Below are 14,898 nucleotides of genomic sequence, written 5' to 3'. Positions count from 1 at the left end.
AGTAATGAATTGGTCATCTTTCACTAACGTCCCAATTAATTGAACTAAAACATCCTAAATAATCCCTAATTCTTTTTGGATTTTATGTTTGTAATCAATATATCCATGGCCAAAATCCGGATTTTCATTTTCAATTTTGCTCATTTTATAATCCCATTGTTTAATTTCATAACTGAAGATACCATTTTTAACAGTAGGGTCATTCTCAGCAAATTTAATAACATCTTCTTCCTTTGCTGCATCAATAACTATTGCTCCTCCAGTTGAACCTCCAAATGGTCCAGTTAAAACTATATTCCCTTTATTATATTCAGTTTGAACGTACAAAGCATGCTCAGGCATAAACGGTTGATTATGTAATACTACATTATCTTTCCAATTTATTGATGGAGTTAATAATATTAGGTATCTCATAGACATTACTCCTTTTATTAAATATGTAAAGCTTCTTCTTGAGTAGCTCAAAATCTTCAAAACTAATGTTAATATAATATTCCAATAATTCATTAAACAAAATAAAACAAATTGTTGATCGTCTTATTAAACTCTTGCCCCCGTTAGCTTAATATCCTAAACTAACTTGCCCATTTGTTTAAGTACAAAATTTCACAATCTATATAATGTTTTTAGTTTAACATAAAGGAAAAAATGTAAATATAACTATAGTCTTTAAGCTCGTCCTACCCCATTACTTAGTTTTTTTCCTCACTACTTTTCAACCTTTTAGCTAAACTTTTGAGACTAGCTACGTAGATTCTTTTTCACTTCCTCCTCAATTGTAATACTTGTAACGTTTGCTGATTCGTTTATCCCAACTGTAAAACCTCCTTTAAAATTAAGACGCACTATTAGGACGCACTATTTTCAAAAATATCGACGTCACTTTTTAAGGAGACAAAACGTAAAAAAGAGCGGTCCCTCCTGTAGGAGAAACCACCCTTTAATGTCTAGTAAACGTTGTTATTACGCTGTTTTAGAGAAATTATCGAATTTCTTTGATTCGTGCAGCTTTACCACGTAGGTTACGTAGGTAATAAAGACGTGCTTGACGTACTTTACCGCGACGAGTTTTCTCGATCTTATCAACGCGTGGAGAATGTACTGGGAACGTACGTTCAACGCCAACACCATAAGATACTTTACGTACCGTAAATGTTTCGCGAATTCCACCACCGCTACGCTTAATTACGACACCTTGGAAAACCTGGATACGTTCACGGTCACCTTCCACAACTTTCACGTGTACTTTGACTGTGTCACCTGCGCGGAATTCCGGTAGGTCTGTACGTAATTGATCTTGTACGACTTGATCTAAAATGTTTTGCATCTCGTTCACTCCTTCCAAACTAATGCTCTTACTAAACTAAGTAGTAGCGGAACATCGTTATAAGCTTAAGTGAACACTTAAGCACTAGAATAATATATCATAATCAATCTTCACTTGCAAGGTTGATTTCATTTTTTACTTGTTGAAAAAGTTCTTTTTCTTTTACTGAGAGTTTCTCTTCGTTTATTAGTTCTGGTCTTCTTTCATAGGTACGTTTCAGTGATTCGTAGGTTCTCCATTCATCAATTTTCTGATGGTTACCAGATAGTAAGACGTCTGGTACTTTATGTCCTCTGAAATCACTTGGTCTAGTGTAATGAGGGTGTTCCAATAAGTGTGTAGAAAAAGAATCTTCTACTGCAGATTTCTCATTTCCTAAAACACCTGGTAACAATCTCACAACACTATCAGTTACAACCATGGCGCCAAGTTCCCCACCAGTTAAGACATAATCACCTATCGAAATTTCATCTGTGATTAACTCAGTTCGAATTCGCTCATCATATCCTTCATAATGGCCACAAATTATGATTAAGTGGTCTTCCTCAGCCAGCTCTTCAGCTTTCTGTTGAGTTAAAGTTTCTCCTTGAGGGCACATCAAGATCACCCTAGGGTTATTTCCTTCTGTTGTAATGCTTTCTACTGCATCAAAAATAGGTTGTGGTTGTAGTACCATTCCAGCTCCACCACCGTAAGGGTAATCATCAACTTTATTATGTTTATTAGTCGTGAAATCCCTAAAGTCAATCAACTGATAGCTGAAGGCTCCAAGATCATGGGCACGCTTCAAAATTGAAGACTGGAGAACGCCTGAAAACATTTCAGGAAATAGAGTCAAATAATCTATCTTCATCCATCCAACATTCCTTCCATATCCTCAATTCTAATCTGTCCTTTTTCCAAATCGATTTCTTTAACAATAGGTTCAATATATGGGATAAGTGCATCCTTCATTCCTTTACGCTTTACAACCCATACGTCGTTCGCACCAGGTGAGAGAATTTCTTTCACTTCACCAACTAGCGTCCCATCCATCAAGACCACTTCACAACCGATGATTTCATAATAATAAAACTCTTCTTCTTCCAATTCATGCAAATCATTTTCAGATACTTTTAATGTACCACCCTTTAAAGGTTCTACATCATTGATCGATTCGAGTTCATCAAAAGAAAGCAAATCGAATTGTTTATGTTTACGGTGAGTTTTCACAGTCAACTCAATATGATCCGTGTTCTTCTCAGGAAAAAAATAAAGTCTATGACCAGGTTCAAATCTTTCCTCAAAATCTGTGATTGGAATAACTCGAACTTCCCCTTTTACACCGTGCGTGTTAACGATTTTTCCAACATTAAAATACCGATGTTCCATGAGATCACCTATCAATTTTTATGATTTCGCCATCTTTGATGAGAATAGAGCGTTCACCCATTGCATCATCCCAGCGATCGCCAACTTCTAATTCTATAACTTCTTCCACTTCCCCTTCAACAACTTCACTGCCAAGTGGGAGCGTTTCTATTTGTTCAATTTGTTTCCGGGCCCAGTCAATACGTTGTTGTCTCTTCTTTTCTTCCTCTGCAAAACGTTGTTCAATTCTTTGGGCATCAGAGCGTTTTTGATAGATCATTTTTTTCTTTTCGAATTGCAATTGATCAATTTCGTTCGTTAAACGATCGATTCTCTTGTTAAACTTAGAAATAATATGTGACTTACTATTTTCAGTAATCACTTGTTTTATTTTGGTTTTACGCAAGATTTTCATACCGAATTCACCCTTTTAGAAAAACTCTAGCATATTAATTGCTGCTAGAGTTAGACAAAATATACGGAATATCATTGTATAAAATAAAAAAAGACTGAAAAAACGCTCATCTATTATAAGTTGGCATTTAAACAGTCTCAAAAAGCTATCGCTTTTTACATGATATCTACATAGATTTTTTTCTCTACATCGGCACCTGCAGCATAAACAACTGTTCGGATTGCCTTTGCAATACGTCCATTCTTACCGATCACTTTCCCGACGTCGCTCTCGTGAACAGTTAAATGATAACGAATTTTTTCATCCGTTTCTTCAACTGAAATTTGAACTTCTTCAGGATGATCGACTAATGGTTGAACGATTGTCTCAATCAAGGTTTTCATTTTTATCACAAACCCTTATTTTTTGGATTTAGATTCGTGGAACTTCGTCATGATGCCTTCATTTGAGAATAAGTTACGCACTGTATCGCTTGGTTTTGCACCTTTAGTCATCCAGTCTAATGCTTTATCTTCATTAATTGAAACCTCTGGATTTTCTGATACAGGGTTATACGTGCCAATCTGTTCGATGATACGTCCATCACGTGGTGAACGAGAATCAGCAACGACTACACGATAAAAAGGGTTTTTCTTAGAACCCATTCTTTTTAGACGAATTTTTACTGCCATATATGACACCTCCATTATTATTGCTCTCACAAGTAAAGATTGTATCAGAGAAATTATAGTGTGTAAAGTGTTTTTACATTACATAAACGGAAAATTCATTCCGCCCTTTTTCCCTTTTTTCCCGTTGGTCATTTGTTTCATCATTTTTTTCATCTCATCAAACTGTTTCAATAAGCGGTTGACCTGCGAAACAGACGTCCCTGAACCCTTTGCGATACGCTTCTTGCGACTCGCATTGATTACACTAGGCTCTGTTCGTTCCTTCTTCGTCATCGATTGAATGATCGCTTCAATATGACCGATTTGTTTATCGTCAACTTGAAGGTTTTTCATGCCTTTCATCTTATTCGCTCCAGGCATCATATTAATCAATTCATCTAGTGGACCCATATTTTTTACTTGGTCCATTTGCTCGAGGAAGTCTTCAAAAGTGAAAGACATCGAACGCATCTTTTGTTCCATTTCTTTGGCTTTCGTTTCATCGACTTGAGTTTCTGCCTTCTCAATCAGGCTCAATACGTCCCCCATGCCTAGAATTCTTGAAGCCATACGATCTGGGTGGAAAGGCTCTAATTGATCTAGTTTTTCGCCCATACCTGCAAATTTGATCGGCTTACCTGTGACTGCCTTGATTGAAAGCGCAGCACCACCTCGTGTATCACCATCTAATTTTGTAAGTACAACACCTGAAACGTCTAATTGCTCATCAAAGCTCTCAGCCACATTAACAGCATCTTGACCGGTCATTGAATCGACAACTAAAAAGATCTCATCAGGATTTACATTTTGTTTTACCTGTTGTAGTTCATCCATAAGATCTTCATCTATATGAAGGCGACCTGCTGTATCAATAATGACATAGTCATGATGTTCAGCTTTTGCTTTTTCAATTGCTTGATTAGCAATGTCCACTGGGTTAGCCTCTGTACCTAAAGAGAAAACAGGCATATCTAATTGAGTACCTAATGTTTCTAATTGGTTGATGGCTGCTGGACGATAGACGTCGGCTGCCACAAGCATAGGATTTCGGTTGTGCTGCTTTCTCAAATGATTAGCTAGCTTACCAGTGGTGGTTGTTTTACCAGCACCCTGTAAACCAACCATCATGATGACAGTCGGTGGTTTATTTGCAACGGCAATCTTACTTTGTTCGCCGCCCATCAACTCTGCTAGTTCTTCTTTTACGACTTTGATTACTTGTTGACCTGGTGTCAGGCTTTCCATTACTTCCTGACCTACAGCTCGTTCTTTTATTCGTTTAACTAAGTCTTTTACAACTTTAAAGTTAACGTCCGCTTCTAAAAGTGCAAGACGGACTTCGCGTGTCATTTCTTTGACATCCGCTTCAGAAACCTTACCTTTTCCCGTTATCTTCTTTATCGTGCCTTGCAAACGGTCGGCTAATCCTTCAAACGCCATGTTAACCGTCCTCCTAATCTAGGTTTTCTAGTTGATTGATCAACTGATTGATTGTTGATTGATCTTGTTGATCAATAGCTTCTCTAAGTTGCTTAACAAGTTTGGTTCTTTTTTCAAACCTTTTATACAGGCCAAGTTTGACTTCGTACTCTTCAAGCATAGCCTCTGTACGTTTAATATTATCATAAACTGCTTGTCGACTAATATCATAGGTTTCAGATATTTCACCTAAGGAATAATCTTCTAAGTAATAGAGTTCCATATAATTCCTTTGTTTATCTGTTAACAAAGACTGATAAAAATCGAACAAGTAGTTCATTCGAGTTGTTTTTTCAAGCAATCCAAGCACTCCCTACTTCAAATCGATGCTGTGATTAATCTTCTTGATTTGAGCTCTGCTGATCGATGATATCCCCAAATAGTCCATAGACAAATTGGTGAGCATCAAATGGTTGAAGGTCAGTCACTTGCTCGCCTAAACCGACATATTTGACGGGGATACCCATCTCGTTTCTTATCGCAAGAACAATTCCACCTCTTGCTGTTCCATCTAGTTTAGTCAACACGATTCCAGATACATCTGTTGCCTCTTTAAATGTTTTGGCTTGGCTCAATGCATTCTGACCTGTCGTACCATCCAATACTAATAAAGTTTCATGAGGAGCACCTTCAACTTCACGAGAAATCACTTTTTTCACTTTCGCTAACTCGTTCATCAAGTTAACTTTATTTTGCAGGCGTCCAGCTGTATCACACAATAATACATCTACTCCTCTTGATTTGGCAGCTTGTATTCCATCATATATTACTGCGGCTGGATCGCTCCCCTCGCTATGTTTGATGACATCAACACCTGCACGCTCTCCCCACACTTGCAATTGATCAATTGCGCCAGCTCGGAATGTATCTCCTGCTGCTAGAAGAACAGATTTTCCTTCTTGCTTTAATTGGTTAGCTAACTTACCAATAGAGGTTGTTTTTCCGACTCCATTAACGCCTACAACCAAAATGACGGATAAACCATCTTCGTTCAATTGCAGTTTTTCGATTGATTCGTCGTCATCTCCATAATAGATCTCTACAAGCTTTTCGGAAATGACTTCCTTCACTTGCTCTGAATCCTGGATATTACGTCGTTTGACTTCCATTTCTAACTCTTCAATCAGCTCCATTACTGTCTCTACTCCTACATCCGCAGAAATCAGTATTTCCTCAAGCTCTTCAAAGAATTCTTCATCCACTTTACGGTACTTTGCAACTAAATCATTGACCTTAGATGTAAAAGAACTTCTTGTCTTTTCCATACCATCCTTGAATTTATCTGATACTTGCTCTGTTTGAGTATTGATTTTATCTTTTAATTTTTTAAAGAAACTCATACTTGCCTTCCTCTCTATGAATAAATCATCTCTTCAGTCTCTTCCAATTTTACAGAGACTAATTTCGAAACACCAGACTCTTGCATGGTAACTCCGTACAATACATCCGCAAGCTCCATTGTACCTTTTCTATGCGTAATGACAATAAATTGGGTCTGCTGTGAAAACTCTTTTAAATATTGGGCGAAACGTACAACGTTCGCTTCATCTAAAGCAGCTTCGACTTCATCCAATACACAGAAAGGAACTGGACGAACTCTCAAAATCGCAAATAGTAACGCTATAGCAGTTAATGCCCGTTCCCCACCAGACAATAAGCTCAGATGTTGAAGTTTTTTACCTGGTGGTTGAGCTACGATATCTACGCCTGTTTCTAATAAGTTATCGGGATCGGTCAGTTTCAATTCTGCACTTCCGCCCCCGAATAATTCAACGAACACTTGGCTAAATTGCTGTTGAATTTGTTCAAACGTGTGGCTGAACTTACGAACCATTTCACCGTCCATTTCATCAATTATTTCGTTCAAGGTCGCCTTTGCTTCTAGTAAATCATTTTGTTGACCTGTTAAAAAGTCATAGCGTTCCTGGATTCTTTCATATTCTTCTATCGAACCTAAATTTACTGTTCCAAGTTCGTCAATGGAACGTTTAATAAGTTTGACTTTTTCTTTCGTAGCTTGTAAATCATCTGGCACGCCAAACTCCGCTTTTGCCTTCTCAAAAGTTGTTTCATATTCTTCACTCAAACGGTTCAAGCGGTTATCAAGTTCGACATCTTGTCTATTTGCCTTGACCTCAAGTTGTTGTAATTCACTATTCTTTTTATCATATGAACGGTTGTTTTCTTTCAACTCGCGTTCTAAGTCTTCACGTGCCTGTTGGATTTCTCTTCGTTCATTTCTAGATTGTTCCAATTGATCATTCACGTTTACCAAACGAGTTCGAGCTTCTTTCAATTGGTCCCCTAATTGTTCAATCGTCTGGGAGTTTTCATGTGATTCTTCTAAAGCTTTCAGCTCTTGCTCAAGGTTATCCTTCTGTTGTTTCTGTTCAGAAAGTTCCTCTTCAGCTTGTCTGACATTTTCTTTCTGGTTTCTAATATCACTATCTTGTTCAGCAAGACGAATCTGCAAGTGATTGATTTTTTCTCTATACTCTTCTTGAGCTTCTTTGAATGTGGACTGGTTATTGGACAAATCATCGATGTTTTTCTTCAACTCATCCGCTTCTGTATCTTGTTCCACTAGTTTTTCGGTTAAATTAGTTAACTGAGTATTTAAATCTTCAATTTCTTTCTCATATTGACTGTTCTCCTGATCATACACACTCAGTTGATCATTCAATGAACTTAATTTCATTTCTAATGCTTGATACTTGTTGTCACTTTCATGATGTTCCTCAGTTAGTGTTGAAAGCTCTGCTTCTAAATTTTCAAGTTCATCTCTTCGTTCAGCCAGGTTCTCTTTTTTCTTTTGTAGCTGGCTCGCAAAAGATTCAGATTTGTTTTCGTAATCATCCAATTTCTCTTTAATCTCTTCTAGTTCCTGGTCTCTAGTGAATAAAGAAGCCTGATTCGTATTTTTCTTCGCCCCTCCGGACATAGATCCGCCGGGGTTTACGACGTCACCGTCAAGTGTAACGATACGATAACGGTGATTGCATAATTTCGCCAGTTGGTTAGCATCTTTTAAAGACTCTGCAATTAAAATGTGACCCAAGAGGCTCTTGACGATCGACTCGTATTTCCCGTCGAATTCGACAAGATCAGAAGCCACACCTACAAAACCATTCTGCCCTTTAATAGAATTCAGACTATTCTGGTCCACTGAACGCCCTCGAATTGTTTTCATTGGTAAAAGGGTCGCACGACCGCTATTCGATTTCTTAAGATATTGGATCGCATTACGCGCATCTTCATCAGTGTCTACTACTAAATGTTGTGCTTGACCCCCAAGTGCAGTTTCAATGGCCGACACGTAATCATTCGGCACATTGATTAATTGAGCTACAGCACCGTGTAAGCCTCTCACTTTGTTGTTTTCTTGAGCTTGGAGTAAAGATTTAACCCCATAAAAGAAACCACTGTATGAATGCTTCATATCTTCCAGCATTTCTTTTTTCGAGCGAAGTTGCTCAATCATGCGATAACCTTTTTGAAGTTTTTCCTCATCTTCATTTATAGTAGGTTGGATATCTTCAATCTCACTCTTCTTGGCAGCAACTTGCTCTTGTTTTGATTTAATCTCAGCTTTAGCTGAACGCCTGTTTTCTTCACGGCTTTCCCTATCCGATTCGATTTCATCTCTTTCAGAAAGCATTTGTTTAAAACGCTCATCTAAACGTTCTTTTCTATGTTCAGCCTGTTCAATCTGTCTTTGAACAGATGCTTTTTCATTTTTATTGGCTGCTTGTTCATTTAAAATTTCAATGTATTCAGCTTTAAGTGATTCGATTCTCTCCTCGACACTTGAACCTGAATCTTCTATTTCCGATTCCAGTTCTTTTATAGATTGCTTGGTTTCAGCACGAGAGGATTCAAGGATTTGAAGCCTTTTCGTCAAATCGTCGAAATCGAATGTCAGTTGTTCAATATGGTCTTGTTTGGAGAGTATATCTTCATCCAGTTTACTTTTACTTTCATCGAAATGTTTCAAGCGTTCGGTTAGGACATTTTTCTTTCCTTCCACTTGCTCGATTAATTGAGTCAAGGACAATTTCTCTTCTTGCCAGCTTTCAATTTTTTCATCTAACTCAGAGATGGAATGCCCGTATTTTTCTACTTGATGTTCATCTTTTTCGATAAACGACTTTTGTTCAACCAATTCTTCTTTCAATCGTTCAATAGAACTTAATACTTCCTGCCATTCATTATGAATCTGTTCAATTTCTGAAACGATCAACGAAACTTCGAATCGCTCTAGTTCTTCCTTTTTCTCAAGATAATCTTTAGCGATTGCTGCTTGTTCTTTCAAAGGCTCTAATTGCCCATCTATTTCGTGGATGATATCTTCCACACGATTTAGATTTTCTTCTGTTTCAGTCAATTTCTTAACAGCTTTTATTTTTCTTTGCTTATATTTAAGAACCCCAGCAGCTTCTTCGAAAATACTTCTTCGTTCTTCTGACTTGGAGCTCAAAATTTCTTCAACTTTACCTTGACTAATAATCGAAAAGGCTTCTTTTCCTAATCCGGAATCCATGAATAAATCGACAATGTCTTTTAATCTACATGGTTGTTTATTAAGTAGATACTCGCTGTCACCAGACCTGTATACTCGTCTTGTCACAGCTACTTCTTCATAATCTATCGGTAATTGTTGATCTTTATTATCTAAAACTAATGTAACTTCAGCTACATTCAGAGCTTTTCTAGAGTCACTTCCTGCAAAAATGATATCTTGCATTTTTGACCCTCTTAAAGATTTTGCTGATTGTTCCCCCAGCACCCACCTTATAGCATCTGTTATATTAGACTTTCCACTTCCGTTAGGGCCGACTACGGCTGTAACCCCTGGAACAAAATCCACTGATATACGTTCAGCGAATGATTTGAATCCAACAGAGTCTAATTTTTTCAAAAACATATGTATGCACCTACTTATATTTCTTACATCTACTTAACATTTTAACCTTTTTATTTTATCATAAAAAGAGTGGTTAAAGAAGATGACTAAAAGAGGATATGGGAGTGAATAATGTTGAACTTAAATGAACCGACAGAAGAAAACTTGAGTTATATAATCAATGAGCTGTCTAAAGATCTTCAAGTACTTAATCCATCGATTATGGATCCAGACAATTTCTCTTTGGAAGATTACCAAGATATCAAAGATCTTTATGATATGGTCAAATCGAAAGATCAAATCAGTGTTCCTGAGATTAATGCAATACTTGTTGAGTTGAAAAAGTATAGAAAAAATTAAAGCTGACATATTGTCAGCTTTAATTTTTTAATTGATTCATTGCTTGATTGGCAGCTCTTTGCTCGGCCTCTTTCTTAGTTCTTCCTTGTCCTTCACCATGCTTTTCTTCGTTAATGAAGACTCCCGCCAAAAAATCTCTGTTGTGAGCAGGTCCAATTTCTTCTAAGATCCGGTAAGTTACCTTACCGCCTTGCTGTTGTACAATTTCTTGTAATTGAGTTTTATAATCCATCGCATGCGAAAAAGCACCAGGTTCAATCTCAGGGAAAACAACTCTATCTAAAAATTGAAGAGCTTGGTCGAAACCTTGGTCCAAGTAGATAGCACCAATTAAAGCTTCAAATGCATCTGCTAGTAATGCAGGTCTTTTCCTACCTCCAGAAGCTTCTTCACCTTTTCCTAGAAGCACATACTTACCGAGATTGTTTTTTCTAGCAAAATTCTCAAGTGATGGTTCACAAACTATATTTGCTCTTAGCTTAGTGAGCTCACCTTCACTCATTTCCTGATAATTACGAAAGAGATATTGAGAGACGCCTAGCTCAAGCACGGCATCACCCAGAAATTCTAATCGTTCATTATCTTCAAGGTTTTCACCTCGATGCTCATTCACATAAGATGTATGCATAAAAGCCTGCTTTAGTAACTTCTCGTCATTAAAATGCAGTTCATGATCCTTTTGAAATTGTTTGAAGTCCATTTCTATCACCGTACTTTCTTCATACATAAGTGAGGATGACTAACATTTTGCTAGTCATCCTCTGTTGAACAGTATTACTGGCTGCTGTCTATGTAATTAACAGCATCACCCACTGTTTCAATTTTCTCTGCGTCTTCATCAGAAATTTCCATATCGAACTCATCTTCAAGTTCCATAACAAGTTCTACTACATCTAATGAGTCTGCATCTAAATCATCTTTAAATGAAGCATCATTAGTTACTTTAGCTTCGTCAACGTCTAGACGTTCTACAATAATCTTTTTAACACGATCAAACACATCTGCCATCTCCGTTCACCTCCTTTCAAAGCTTATCGTTTTCAAGTTTAGCATAAATTACTCAAGCTAACGATTGAATATTCTTTTCTACATCACCATTCCGCCGTCTACATGAATCGTTTGACCAGTCACATAATCAGCATCTGAAGAAGCTAGGAACCTTACCACTTTCGCTATATCTTCAGGCTCACCTAGTCGGTTGAGAGGTATCATGCTATACATCTGGTCTTTAGCTTCCTGAGATAAATCATCAGTCATATCTGTTGTAACATAACCAGGGGCAACCGCATTAACGTTCACATTCCGTGTAGCTAATTCTTTTGCAACTGATTTCGTCATTCCAATTACTCCTGATTTAGCCGCAACGTAATTGACTTGTCCAGGGTTACCAATCACACCTACCACAGATGCTACGTTTATTATTTTACCAGAACGCTGTTTCATCATTTGACGGGTAACTGCCTTCGTACAGTTGAATACACCTTTTAAGTTTGTATCAATCACTTCATCGAATTCTTCTTCTTTCATTCGCATTAGTAGATTGTCTCTAGTAATACCCGCATTATTAACTAGTATGTCCAGGGAACCGAATTCATCAATCGTTTGTTTAACTAATTCTTTTACCTCTTCACTGGAAGCGACATTTGTTTGAACTGCAATCGCTTTAGACCCTAGAGATTCAATCTCTTCTACAACTTTTTCTGCCTTATCTTTACTACCAGCATAGTTCACAACAACATTAGCACCATTCTGTGCGAGTTCAAGTGCAATTGCTCTTCCGATCCCTCTTGATGCTCCAGTAACGAGTGCTGTTTTTCCTTGTAACATTACGACTCCTCCTTTGCCCATTGAATGAATTTTTCGTAAGATTCAACATCTTGAATATTAAATACTTTCGCGCGTCGGTGGATCTTTTTGACTAATCCTGATAGGACTTTTCCGTTTCCTATCTCAACAAATGTATCTACACCGTCTTCAAGCATTTGTTGGATCGTATTTGTAAATTGTACAGGAGAGTACAATTGATCTACTAAACAAGTTTCAATTTCAGAAGCTTCAGTGATTGGTTTTGCATGAACATTAGCGTATACAGGCACTTCAGTCGAATGGATGTTGATCTTATCCAGAGCTTCCTTAAAATCCTCACTCGCCGGTTTCATCAGATCAGAATGGAATGGTCCACTTACATTCAACGGGAGGACTCGTTTTGCTCCAGCTTCCTTCAGCTGTTCAGATGCTAGTTCAACACCTTTTACAGATCCTGATATAACGATTTGACCAGGGCAGTTGAAGTTTGCGACGTTCACTACGTCACCTTCAGCTGTAATTTTTTCAGTGATCTCAACAATAAGCTCTTCATCTGCACCAAGCACAGCAGCCATCGTACCTTGTCCAGTCGGGACAGCTTCTTCCATCAATAATCCTCGTTTTCTTACAGTTGTAATAGCATCTTCAAAAGAAAGTGCTCCAGCTGCGTATAACGCACTATATTCACCTAAACTGTGACCAGCCACTACGTCTGGTTGGATGCCTTCTTTCATAATCAGGTCATTGATTGCTGAACTTAATAACAGCAAGGCCGGTTGAGCATTCTCTGTTTTGGTTAGTTCATCTCCTGGTCCTTCCAATAGCAGTTTGCTAAGGTTATCATCTAGAATTTCATCAGCCGCTTTGAACTTCTCTTTCACTTCATCAAATTGATCATAAAAAGATTGTCCCATTCCTACTTCTTGGGAACCTTGTCCAGGAAAGAGGAAAGCTATTTTCGCCATTCTAATTCGCCTCCTCGCGCATTGATTCTACTTGTTCTGCAATAAGTGTAACTACGTCTTGTTCTACTAAATCATATGTTTGTTTTATGGCGTTGAGTACTGCTCGATCATTAGAAGAACCGTGAGCTTTTATAACTGGCTTTGCTAAACCGAATAGCCCCGCTCCACCATATTCCGAATAATCAAGCTGGTCCTTCAACCCTTTCAAATCATTCTTTACCATAGCAGCAGCAATTTTTGTTTTGGTATTTTTCATGAAGACTTCTTTCATCATAGAAAACATAGATAAAGCAGTGCCTTCGATTGACTTCAACGTAATGTTTCCAGAGAACCCATCGGTAACGACCACATCTGCCGCACCATTCAGTAAATCTCTTGCTTCAACATTACCTATGAAGTTAATAGGTCCTTTTTTCATGAGTTGAAAAGCTTCTTTCACTAACTCATTACCTTTTCCATCTTCCGTACCAACATTTAATAAACCTACCGTAGGGTTCTTAATACCTCTTACTCGTTCAACATAAATCGATCCCATAATAGCATACTGTAAAAGATGATTAGGCTTGGCTTCCACGTTTGCTCCTACATCAAGTAATAAAAAACCTTTACCATCAATGGTAGGTAACGTCGGGCTTAAGGCCGGTCGGTCAATACCTTTGATACGGCCGACTTTGAATAAACCAGCACTCATTAAGGCACCTGTATTACCCGCAGAAATACAAGCATCCGCTTCTCCATTTTTAACAGCCTCAGCCATTAAAACCATGGAAGCTTGCTTCTTCTTTCGGACCACTCGTACGGGTTCATCATCATTTTCGATTTTTTCCGTCGTATGGTGGATCGTTAATCGCTTATCAGACCCTTCAAGATATTGCTTAATCTTATTTTCATCTCCATAAAGAGTAATAGATAGGTCTTCAAAAGCTTCCAGTGCAAGCAAAGAACCTTTCACCACTGATTCAGGTGCATGATCTCCACCCATTGCGTCAATTGCTATTTTCATCAAAAATTCCCCTTTAACCATCTGTTGAACGGTACATGTTGAACGTACCAATAAAAACAGTTTCGTTATTTACAAAGCTCTTGACCTCAACGATTGTTCGCTCTTTCTCATCCTGTCCCACTACTGTAGCTTTTGCGATGACCCGTTCACCAACTTTTACAGGACGTGTAAACTGGATGTCAGCACTAGCCGTTAAGGCTAATTCATCGTTGATTACCGCAACTGCCAGTGAGTTAGCTTGGGCAAATAAATGGTGCCCTCGTGCTATTTGGTTTCTTGAAAATGCTTGGTCGGCAGTTACATCTAAGATCGATATCGCTAATTCGTCCAACTCCAAATTGACTACATCTCCTATGATCTCATCAACAGGAAGTGCTTTAACCGTTTCGTTCCACTGCTTCTCTGCGACACCTTTAATACGTTGCCTTAATTCTGGAATGGAAAGCTCCAGACGATCCAAGCGAATCGTTTGGATACTTACATCAAATGTCTTAGCTAATTCTTCATCAGTAATGAATGGTGTATTTTCTATCATTTCAGTCAACTGTTCTTGTCGTTGCTTCTTCTTTAATTTCATTTTTCCACCGTCCGATTTAAGACTAGGTCCTAATAGTAATATATAATAGGTTCCCGATGGATG

The 14,898-nt window shown here is 38.0% G+C and carries 18 protein-coding genes; 1 reads left to right on the top strand and 17 read right to left on the bottom strand.

The window, feature by feature from the left end:
* Window positions 1–54: 54 nt before the first annotated feature.
* The 11 genes from CEY16_RS02265 to smc all read right to left on the bottom strand — a co-directional run bounded on the left by CEY16_RS02265 (window position 55) and on the right by smc (window position 10,145).
* On the bottom strand, window positions 55–414 hold the full coding sequence (locus CEY16_RS02265) for a YciI family protein (protein WP_101330344.1): 360 nt from the start codon (window positions 412–414) through the stop codon (window positions 55–57).
* Between the two features lie 568 nt (window positions 415–982).
* Window positions 983–1,327: a 50S ribosomal protein L19 gene (gene rplS / locus CEY16_RS02260; protein ID WP_101330343.1), complete on the bottom strand. Its 345-nt coding sequence runs from the start codon at window positions 1,325–1,327 to the stop codon at window positions 983–985.
* 103 nt (window positions 1,328–1,430) lie between these two features.
* Window positions 1,431–2,180, bottom strand: coding sequence for a tRNA (guanosine(37)-N1)-methyltransferase TrmD (gene trmD, locus CEY16_RS02255; RefSeq protein ID WP_101330342.1), 750 nt, complete (start codon window positions 2,178–2,180; stop codon window positions 1,431–1,433).
* Entirely contained in the window at window positions 2,177–2,698 is a 522-nt protein-coding gene (gene rimM, locus CEY16_RS02250) for a ribosome maturation factor RimM (protein ID WP_101330341.1), read from the bottom strand. Before rimM ends, trmD begins: the two co-directional genes overlap by 4 nt.
* Window positions 2,699–2,702: 4 nt before the next feature.
* A complete protein-coding gene (locus CEY16_RS02245; protein WP_101330340.1) occupies window positions 2,703–3,092 on the bottom strand; it encodes a YlqD family protein in 390 nt (129 codons plus the stop codon).
* 155 nt (window positions 3,093–3,247) lie between these two features.
* Window positions 3,248–3,475 (bottom strand): KH domain-containing protein, encoded by a 228-nt coding sequence (locus CEY16_RS02240; RefSeq protein ID WP_101330339.1) that lies wholly within the window; start codon window positions 3,473–3,475, stop codon window positions 3,248–3,250.
* Between the two features lie 15 nt (window positions 3,476–3,490).
* Entirely contained in the window at window positions 3,491–3,763 is a 273-nt protein-coding gene (rpsP, locus tag CEY16_RS02235; protein WP_101330338.1) for a 30S ribosomal protein S16, read from the bottom strand.
* 78 nt (window positions 3,764–3,841) lie between these two features.
* Window positions 3,842–5,182, bottom strand: a complete 1,341-nt coding sequence (gene ffh, locus CEY16_RS02230) for a signal recognition particle protein (protein WP_101330337.1) — start codon at window positions 5,180–5,182, stop codon at window positions 3,842–3,844.
* Between the two features lie 13 nt (window positions 5,183–5,195).
* Window positions 5,196–5,522, bottom strand: coding sequence for a putative DNA-binding protein (locus CEY16_RS02225; protein ID WP_101330336.1), 327 nt, complete (start codon window positions 5,520–5,522; stop codon window positions 5,196–5,198).
* A gap of 34 nt (window positions 5,523–5,556) precedes the next feature.
* Window positions 5,557–6,561 (bottom strand): signal recognition particle-docking protein FtsY, encoded by a 1,005-nt coding sequence (gene ftsY / locus CEY16_RS02220; RefSeq protein ID WP_101330335.1) that lies wholly within the window; start codon window positions 6,559–6,561, stop codon window positions 5,557–5,559.
* Between the two features lie 14 nt (window positions 6,562–6,575).
* Window positions 6,576–10,145 (bottom strand): chromosome segregation protein SMC, encoded by a 3,570-nt coding sequence (gene smc / locus CEY16_RS02215; RefSeq protein ID WP_101330334.1) that lies wholly within the window; start codon window positions 10,143–10,145, stop codon window positions 6,576–6,578.
* A 111-nt stretch (window positions 10,146–10,256) separates the two neighbouring features.
* Here smc and CEY16_RS02210 point away from each other — a divergent pair, with 111 nt between their 5' ends.
* A complete protein-coding gene (locus tag CEY16_RS02210; RefSeq protein ID WP_238378737.1) occupies window positions 10,257–10,484 on the top strand; it encodes a DUF1128 domain-containing protein in 228 nt (75 codons plus the stop codon).
* Window positions 10,485–10,503: 19 nt separating this feature from the next.
* Here the strand turns inward: CEY16_RS02210 and rnc are convergent, their stop codons facing one another.
* The 6 genes from rnc to fapR form a co-directional block, all read right to left on the bottom strand.
* Window positions 10,504–11,184 (bottom strand): ribonuclease III, encoded by a 681-nt coding sequence (rnc, locus tag CEY16_RS02205; RefSeq protein ID WP_101331115.1) that lies wholly within the window; start codon window positions 11,182–11,184, stop codon window positions 10,504–10,506.
* Window positions 11,185–11,258: 74 nt separating this feature from the next.
* Window positions 11,259–11,492, bottom strand: coding sequence for an acyl carrier protein (gene acpP / locus CEY16_RS02200; RefSeq protein ID WP_101330333.1), 234 nt, complete (start codon window positions 11,490–11,492; stop codon window positions 11,259–11,261).
* Between the two features lie 78 nt (window positions 11,493–11,570).
* The gene (gene fabG / locus CEY16_RS02195; protein ID WP_101330332.1) at window positions 11,571–12,311 is read right to left on the bottom strand and encodes a 3-oxoacyl-[acyl-carrier-protein] reductase; all 741 of its coding nucleotides are present in this window, start codon (window positions 12,309–12,311) and stop codon (window positions 11,571–11,573) included.
* Window positions 12,311–13,255, bottom strand: a complete 945-nt coding sequence (gene fabD, locus CEY16_RS02190; protein ID WP_101330331.1) for an ACP S-malonyltransferase — start codon at window positions 13,253–13,255, stop codon at window positions 12,311–12,313. The genes fabG and fabD overlap by 1 nt, the downstream gene beginning before the upstream one ends.
* 1 nt (window position 13,256) lies before the next feature.
* A complete protein-coding gene (gene plsX / locus CEY16_RS02185; RefSeq protein ID WP_101330330.1) occupies window positions 13,257–14,258 on the bottom strand; it encodes a phosphate acyltransferase PlsX in 1,002 nt (333 codons plus the stop codon).
* 13 nt (window positions 14,259–14,271) lie between these two features.
* On the bottom strand, window positions 14,272–14,835 hold the full coding sequence (gene fapR / locus CEY16_RS02180; protein ID WP_101330329.1) for a transcription factor FapR: 564 nt from the start codon (window positions 14,833–14,835) through the stop codon (window positions 14,272–14,274).
* Between the last annotated feature and the right edge of the window lie 63 nt (window positions 14,836–14,898).

Source organism: Halalkalibacillus sediminis, assembly GCF_002844535.1.
GTDB classification, from domain to species: Bacteria; Bacillota; Bacilli; order Bacillales; family Alkalibacillaceae; genus Halalkalibacillus_A; species Halalkalibacillus_A sediminis.
Note: the sequence above shows the minus strand (reverse complement) of the source record. Positions and strands in the feature narration are given on the sequence as shown.